Genomic DNA, 5,666 nt, shown 5'->3' on the forward strand with positions numbered 1-5,666 from the left:
GCCCCACATAGCCGCCCCCCAGCATCAACCCGCACAACTGATCCTCCAGTTCCGCAAAGCCGCCCCGATGCGCCACCCGCCCAGCCTCATACAAAGCCGCCACCGGCTCCGCCCGCGCCACCTTGCCCCGGCTCGCATGCACCAGCCGCACCGGCAAAGCGGCCTCCGCCGCCCGCAAAACGCTCTCGACCATCGCGCCGCCATTATTGGCCTCCGCCACCACCCGGTCCGCGCCATGCACCAAAGCCGCCGCCGCCACCGCCCGCGCCCAGCCCTCCGGGGTAGCGCCCTCCACAGTCGCATCGGCGATCACATAAGCCCGCCGGTCCTCCCCCAACCCAACCACGACAATCCCGCAAGCATCCCCATGCGCCGAAGCAGGCGGATCGACCGCCACCACCACCCGCGCCAGAGTCCCCCGCACATGCGCCACCCGGCACCGCTCCAGCAGATCCCGGCTCCACAGCGCGCCCTCGACCTCCTCGATCAACTCGCCATCCAGCTCCTGCCGCCCCAGCCGCGTACCGCCATAATTGCGCTCCATCGCCGCCAGAAACCCATCGGCCAGATGCGCGACATTGTCCGCCGTCCGCCCCCGCGTCACCGCCACGTCGCAGCCGTTCCGCTCCACCAGCCCCCGCACCAAAGCCACAGGCCGGGGCGTCGTCGTCGCCAGCACGCGCGGCGCAACACCCAACCGCATCCCCATCATCAGATTGTCCCAGACCGCCTGCCCGCCTGCCCATTTGGCGATCTCATCGGCCCAGCCATGGCTGAACTGCGGCCCGCGCAGGCTCTCCGCCTCCGCCGCCCCGAACAGCGTCGCCACCGCCCCATTGCGCCACACCAGCTTGCGCAGCGCAGGCAGAAAGGCAGGCCGGTTCCACCAAGGCGAAACGGCCAGAAGGCCCGAAGCCCCCTCCACCATCACCGCCCGCGCCTCGCCCAGCGTCGCCCCGACCAGCGCGATCCGCGCCGCCGGATCGCTCTCCGCCACCAACCGCACCCATTCCGCCCCGGCCCGCGTCTTGCCGAACCCGCGCCCCGCCATCATCAGCCAGATGCGCCAGTCCCCCTCCGGCGCCAATTGCTCCGGCCGCGCCAGCCACCGCCAGTCATGCGCCAAAGCATCCGCCGCCGCGCCGTTCAGCCCCGCCAGCACCCGCTCCCGCGCCGCGTCCGGCATCAACGCCAACCGCTCGAAATCCGACAGTTGCCCCACGCCCCGCCTCCATTCATCGATTTTCAAGGCCATCTATTTGGCCCATCCTCCCCACGCCCCTATATGCCCGGCATGAGTTCGATCCGCCCCGCCCGCGCCGCCGACGGCGCCCGCCTGCTCGACATCTGGCGCAAGGCCGTCGACGCGACCCATGATTTCCTGACCCCCGCCGACCGCACCGCCATAGAGGCGGAGGTCGCCGCCTTCCTGCCGCAAAGCCCCGCCTGGCTGGCCACCGACACGGACGACCAGCCCATCGGCTTCATGCTGATAGAAGGCACGCATATGGAGGCGCTGTTCATCGACCCCGCCTGGCACGGCCAGGGCGTGGGCCGCCGCCTGGTCGACCACGCGCTATCGCTGCACCCCACGCTCACCACCGACGTCAACGAACAAAATGATCGCGCCATAGCCTTCTACGAAGCCCTCAGCTTCGCCCGCACCGGCCGCTCCGACCGCGACGGCCAGGGCCGCCCCTACCCCCTCATCCACCTCCGCCACGCCCCCCAATAAAATCCTCCCTACGCGCAGCGTGGGGAGGGGGACCGTTCGCGAAGCGAATGGTGGAGGGGAAATGGCATGACCTGCGTATCTTCCCCTCCACCACGCTTCGCGCGGTCCCCCTCCCCATCTCCCGATGGGGAGGAATAGGACAGGTCCGCTATCCACCCAAAACCCCCTACCCCCCACGCCTCTCCCGCACCAACTCCAGCGCCTTGCGCAACCGCATCACCGCATCCTCGCCATCGGGCTTCTCGACCTCCGCCTGCTCCAGCATTTCCGCCACTTCCTGCTGATGCGCCTTGAACAGGATCGCCTGCACCATATGCGGATGCCCGCGCTTGATCTTCCGGCTCTTCACCGCGCCCTCGGCGTCCAGCACGATCTCCTCCTCCTCCGTGCCGAACAGCGCCTGCCGCAGCATCAGCGCCTTCAATTCCTCATGCCCGATGCTCAACGCCTGCTTCCACGCCCGCGCAAAGGCCGGATCGCGCCTCTTCTGATAATAGACGGTCGACAGGTTCCGCCCCACCACCCGCGCCGCCTCGCTGACATTGCAGGTCAGCGCCAGCGTCTCCAGAAACGTCCGCCGCAATTCCGCCGACCATGCGTCCGATCGCGCCGCCCGCTTCTGCGGGCCGCTCCCCGCCTCGCCCTGCTGACTATTGCCCAGCACCAGCTCCCGGTCGGGGCCCTTCGCCCGCCCCGTGAAGCGCGGCCTCTTGCGCGCCTCCTTCGCCTCATCCGCCATGTCCATCCCCCCACGCCCAAATGAAAGCCGCCCAAAATGAAAAGGGCCGGTCAAAGACCAGCCTCATGCGCCTTCCCGGCGACTCAGATTTTTCCACTGTCGCAACATGTGCCAGAACAGCGTAACGATGTCAATAAAAATGTTCCATATGGGTTAAATCAATGCCCGCTCTCCGCCGACCCCGCAACCTGCCGCGTATAGTCGATCCTGATCCGCACCCAGCTTCCCACCATCACCTTACCGTTGACCCTGGGCGGCAGCACCAGAAACTGCCACGCCGCCAGCCGCACCGCCTTGGCAAAGCCCGACCCCACCGGCGATTCTCCCAACGCCTGGCAATTTTCGACATGATAATGGTCGACCGTCTTGCACGCGACCAGGCCCCAGCCATTGCCCGGCGCGTTCGCGGGCAGATATCCGCCCAGTTCCGCCGGGGTAGGCCGCCGATACCATTCCGCCTCGAACAACTGCACCCCGCCCGGCCCCTCGCCCGGCCCGGCCACCGCCGCGCTGTTCCCCTGTCCGGTGGCGCCGTCGGCCGCGCCCTGCTTCGCCATCTTCCCGATATCCGCCGACGCCATCTGCTGGCGATCCATCACCAGAAAGGGCAGGGGCGAGGGCTGCTGCTCGGTCGGCGTCACCACCGGCCGGTCGGGTTTCACCACCACCGGCATCGCCTTGCGCTGCGCGGACTTCTCCTGCTTCTTCTTCTCGCTCTTCTCCGCCTTTGCCTGCGCCTTTTCCGCCTTCTGCCCCGGCGCCATCTCGAAGGTGACGGGATTGCGGAAATCGGGCAGCCGCACCACCGGCTCCGGCGCCAAAGTCAGCAACGCCAGCAGCAACAGGCCGTTGAACAGCAGCGCGAACAGCAGCCCGCCGCCGCGCTCGCGCCATTTGGAAGGGGGGGAAGAAATCGAATTCACATGGATGCGCCGGGCCTGTTTGCAGGGGGTCATGCCCAGACGCCGCCGCCCCGTCAACGCCGTCGCGTCAGCAGATATCCTCTTCTCGCACGACCGGACGACTTTCCCGGGTAGCCCGCATGCGGCTGGCCTTATCCTCCGGGTCCGACGTCAGCACGACATGATCCGCATGCACCTCCAGCAGCACCCCGGCAAAGGGCATGCCTTCCAAAGTCCCCGTCACCCGGTAGCTGACCGAATCCCCGACCTTGAACGTCGCCGGATCGGTGTTGAATTCAAAGGGGCAACCGCCCTCTCCCATGCCAAGCATCTGCGTCTCCTATGTCGCCAGCCTAGCGCGGCGGCGGCACGCCGATCAATCCCCTGTCGCTTCCATCACAAGCGCGTTACAGCCCCGCCATGGACATCCGCCCCGCCGCCTTATCGGACCTCCCCCGTCTCCATCCGATCATCGAACGCGCCTATCGCGGCGACACCGCCCGCGAAAGCTGGGCCATCGAATCCGCCCCGCCGTCCAGCCCCCGCACCAGCATCGCCGCGCTCGAAGCGATCCTCGCCAACCCCGCCGAACGCCTGCTGGTCGCGCTGCGAACGGACGGCACGCCCTCCGGCTGCGTCCAGATCTCCGACAAGGGCGCGGGCGTCGCCTATCTCGGCCTGCTCTGCGTCGACCCCGCCCTCCAGTCGAGCGGCCTCGGCCACCAGCTCATCGCCGCCGCCGAACAGCTCGCCGCAACCGCCTTCGCCGCGCAACGGATGGAAATGACCGTCATCTCCACCCATGACAAACTTATCCAATATTATCAAAGACGTGGCTACCACCCCACCGGCGAACGACGCCCCTACCCCGTCCCCCTCGACCCACCCCAACAAATGCTGGTCCTGGCAAAATCACTAGCGGCCCCGAAACAGTTCCGTTAGGGCCTCAACCCAATGCTTACCAAGCTCTACCAATGGACGCTGGCGAAAGCCGCCCACGCCCACGCCGAACGCTGGCTCTTCGCCATTTCCTTTATGGAAAGCAGCTTCTTCCCCATCCCGCCGCACCCGCTGCTGGGCCTGATGTGCCTCGCCCGCCCGGAACGCGCGATCCGCTTCGGCCTGATCTGCACCATCGCCTCGGTGCTGGGCGGGCTGTTCGGCTATGCCATCGGCCATTTCCTCTATGAAACGGTCGGCCAGCAGATATTGAACGCCCTCGGCCTGGCCGCCAAATTCCCCGTCGCCGCCTGCTATCTGCGCGACTACGGCGCGGAAATCATCCTGATCAAGGGCGCGACGCCCATCCCGTTCAAGCTGATCACCATCACGGCGGGCTTCATCGGCCTGTCGCTCTTCACCTTCCTCTGGGCCAGCATCCTCAGCCGCGCCTTCCAGTTCATGCTGGTCGGCTTCCTGTTCTGGAAATTCGGCCGCCCGATCAAGGCGTTCATAGAGAAATATCTGGCGCTGCTCTCCGCCGCTTTCCTCGTGCTCCTAGTCGGCGGCTTCATCGCGGCCTCGGCCCTGTCGGGCGGCGGCGACAAGAACGACAAGTGCAGCAACGCCACCATCGCCACGCTGCACTGACCGGCAAAGGCATGAAGGACATTCCGTCCCGCTTCCCGAAGCTGACCGCCCTGCTCACCGGTTTCCTGTCGGCGACGGGTTTCGAGCCGCTGAAACTCTGGCCCGTCACCCTGGCCTGCTTCGCGCTGCTCATCCTCCTGATCGAACAGGCCCCCAACCGCCGCAGCGCTTTCCTGCGCGGCTGGCTGTTCGGCGTCGGCCATTTCACCCTGGGCCTCAACTGGATCGCCCACGCCTTCACCTTCCAGGACGCGATGCCCCACTGGTTCGGCTATGGCGCGGTGATCCTCCTGTCCCTCTACCTCGCCGTCTATCCGGGCCTAGCCGCCCTCGCAACCTACTTCCTCCCCTCCCGCAGGCGTTCAAACGAGGCACGTGACTCGTTTGAAGGGCCGGGGGTGGGCGCCGAGCGAAGCGAGGCTTCCGCCCTCACGACAACCCTAATCTTCGCCGCCACCTGGCTCGCATCCGAATATCTCCGCGCCACCGTCTTCACCGGCTTCGCGTGGAACCCGCTGGGCGTCACCCTCCTCCCCACCGGCATCGCGATCGCCTCCACCCTGATCGGCACCTACGGCCTCGGCGCCCTCGCCATCCTCGCATCCGGCACGCTGCTCCTCACCCTCCGCCGCCAGCTCAAACCAGCCGCAACCCTCGCCGCCCCCCTCATCGCCCTGGCCCTATGGGGCAACCTCTCCTC

General features: G+C 67.2%; 7 protein-coding genes and 1 pseudogene. 4 read left to right on the forward strand and 4 right to left on the reverse strand.

What is annotated here, in order from left to right:
* Positions 1 to 1,186: DNA-packaging protein (locus BV95_RS22130; protein ID WP_037457446.1), on the reverse strand; the 1,186-nt coding region annotated here is incomplete at its 3' end.
* A gap of 99 nt (positions 1,187 to 1,285) precedes the next feature.
* Here BV95_RS22130 and BV95_RS22135 point away from each other — a divergent pair.
* Positions 1,286 to 1,735, forward strand: coding sequence for an acetyltransferase (locus BV95_RS22135; protein WP_037457437.1), 450 nt, complete (start codon positions 1,286 to 1,288; stop codon positions 1,733 to 1,735).
* A gap of 166 nt (positions 1,736 to 1,901) precedes the next feature.
* On the opposite strand, the gene BV95_RS22140 is transcribed toward BV95_RS22135, so the two are convergent.
* The 3 genes from BV95_RS22140 to BV95_RS22150 all read right to left on the reverse strand — a co-directional run bounded on the left by BV95_RS22140 (position 1,902) and on the right by BV95_RS22150 (position 3,707).
* The gene (locus tag BV95_RS22140) at positions 1,902 to 2,480 is read right to left on the reverse strand and encodes a hypothetical protein (RefSeq protein ID WP_234703279.1); all 579 of its coding nucleotides are present in this window, start codon (positions 2,478 to 2,480) and stop codon (positions 1,902 to 1,904) included.
* A gap of 152 nt (positions 2,481 to 2,632) precedes the next feature.
* Positions 2,633 to 3,430: a hypothetical protein gene (locus BV95_RS22145; protein WP_174544454.1), complete on the reverse strand. Its 798-nt coding sequence runs from the start codon at positions 3,428 to 3,430 to the stop codon at positions 2,633 to 2,635.
* 34 nt (positions 3,431 to 3,464) lie between these two features.
* Positions 3,465 to 3,707: a hypothetical protein gene (locus tag BV95_RS22150; RefSeq protein WP_037457439.1), complete on the reverse strand. Its 243-nt coding sequence runs from the start codon at positions 3,705 to 3,707 to the stop codon at positions 3,465 to 3,467.
* An 89-nt stretch (positions 3,708 to 3,796) separates the two neighbouring features.
* Here BV95_RS22150 and BV95_RS22155 point away from each other — a divergent pair, with 89 nt between their 5' ends.
* The 3 genes and pseudogenes from BV95_RS22155 to BV95_RS22165 all read left to right on the forward strand — a co-directional run.
* The gene (locus tag BV95_RS22155) at positions 3,797 to 4,318 is read left to right on the forward strand and encodes a GNAT family N-acetyltransferase (protein ID WP_037457440.1); all 522 of its coding nucleotides are present in this window, start codon (positions 3,797 to 3,799) and stop codon (positions 4,316 to 4,318) included.
* A gap of 12 nt (positions 4,319 to 4,330) precedes the next feature.
* Complete coding sequence (locus tag BV95_RS22160) at positions 4,331 to 4,966, forward strand: YqaA family protein (RefSeq protein ID WP_037457442.1); 636 nt, start codon at positions 4,331 to 4,333, stop codon at positions 4,964 to 4,966.
* Positions 4,967 to 4,977: 11 nt separating this feature from the next.
* Positions 4,978 to 5,666, forward strand: a pseudogene (locus BV95_RS22165) (apolipoprotein N-acyltransferase); the annotation flags it as partial.

The sequence above is a fragment of the Sphingobium chlorophenolicum genome (assembly GCF_000722875.1).
GTDB lineage: Bacteria > Pseudomonadota > Alphaproteobacteria > Sphingomonadales > Sphingomonadaceae > Sphingobium > Sphingobium chlorophenolicum.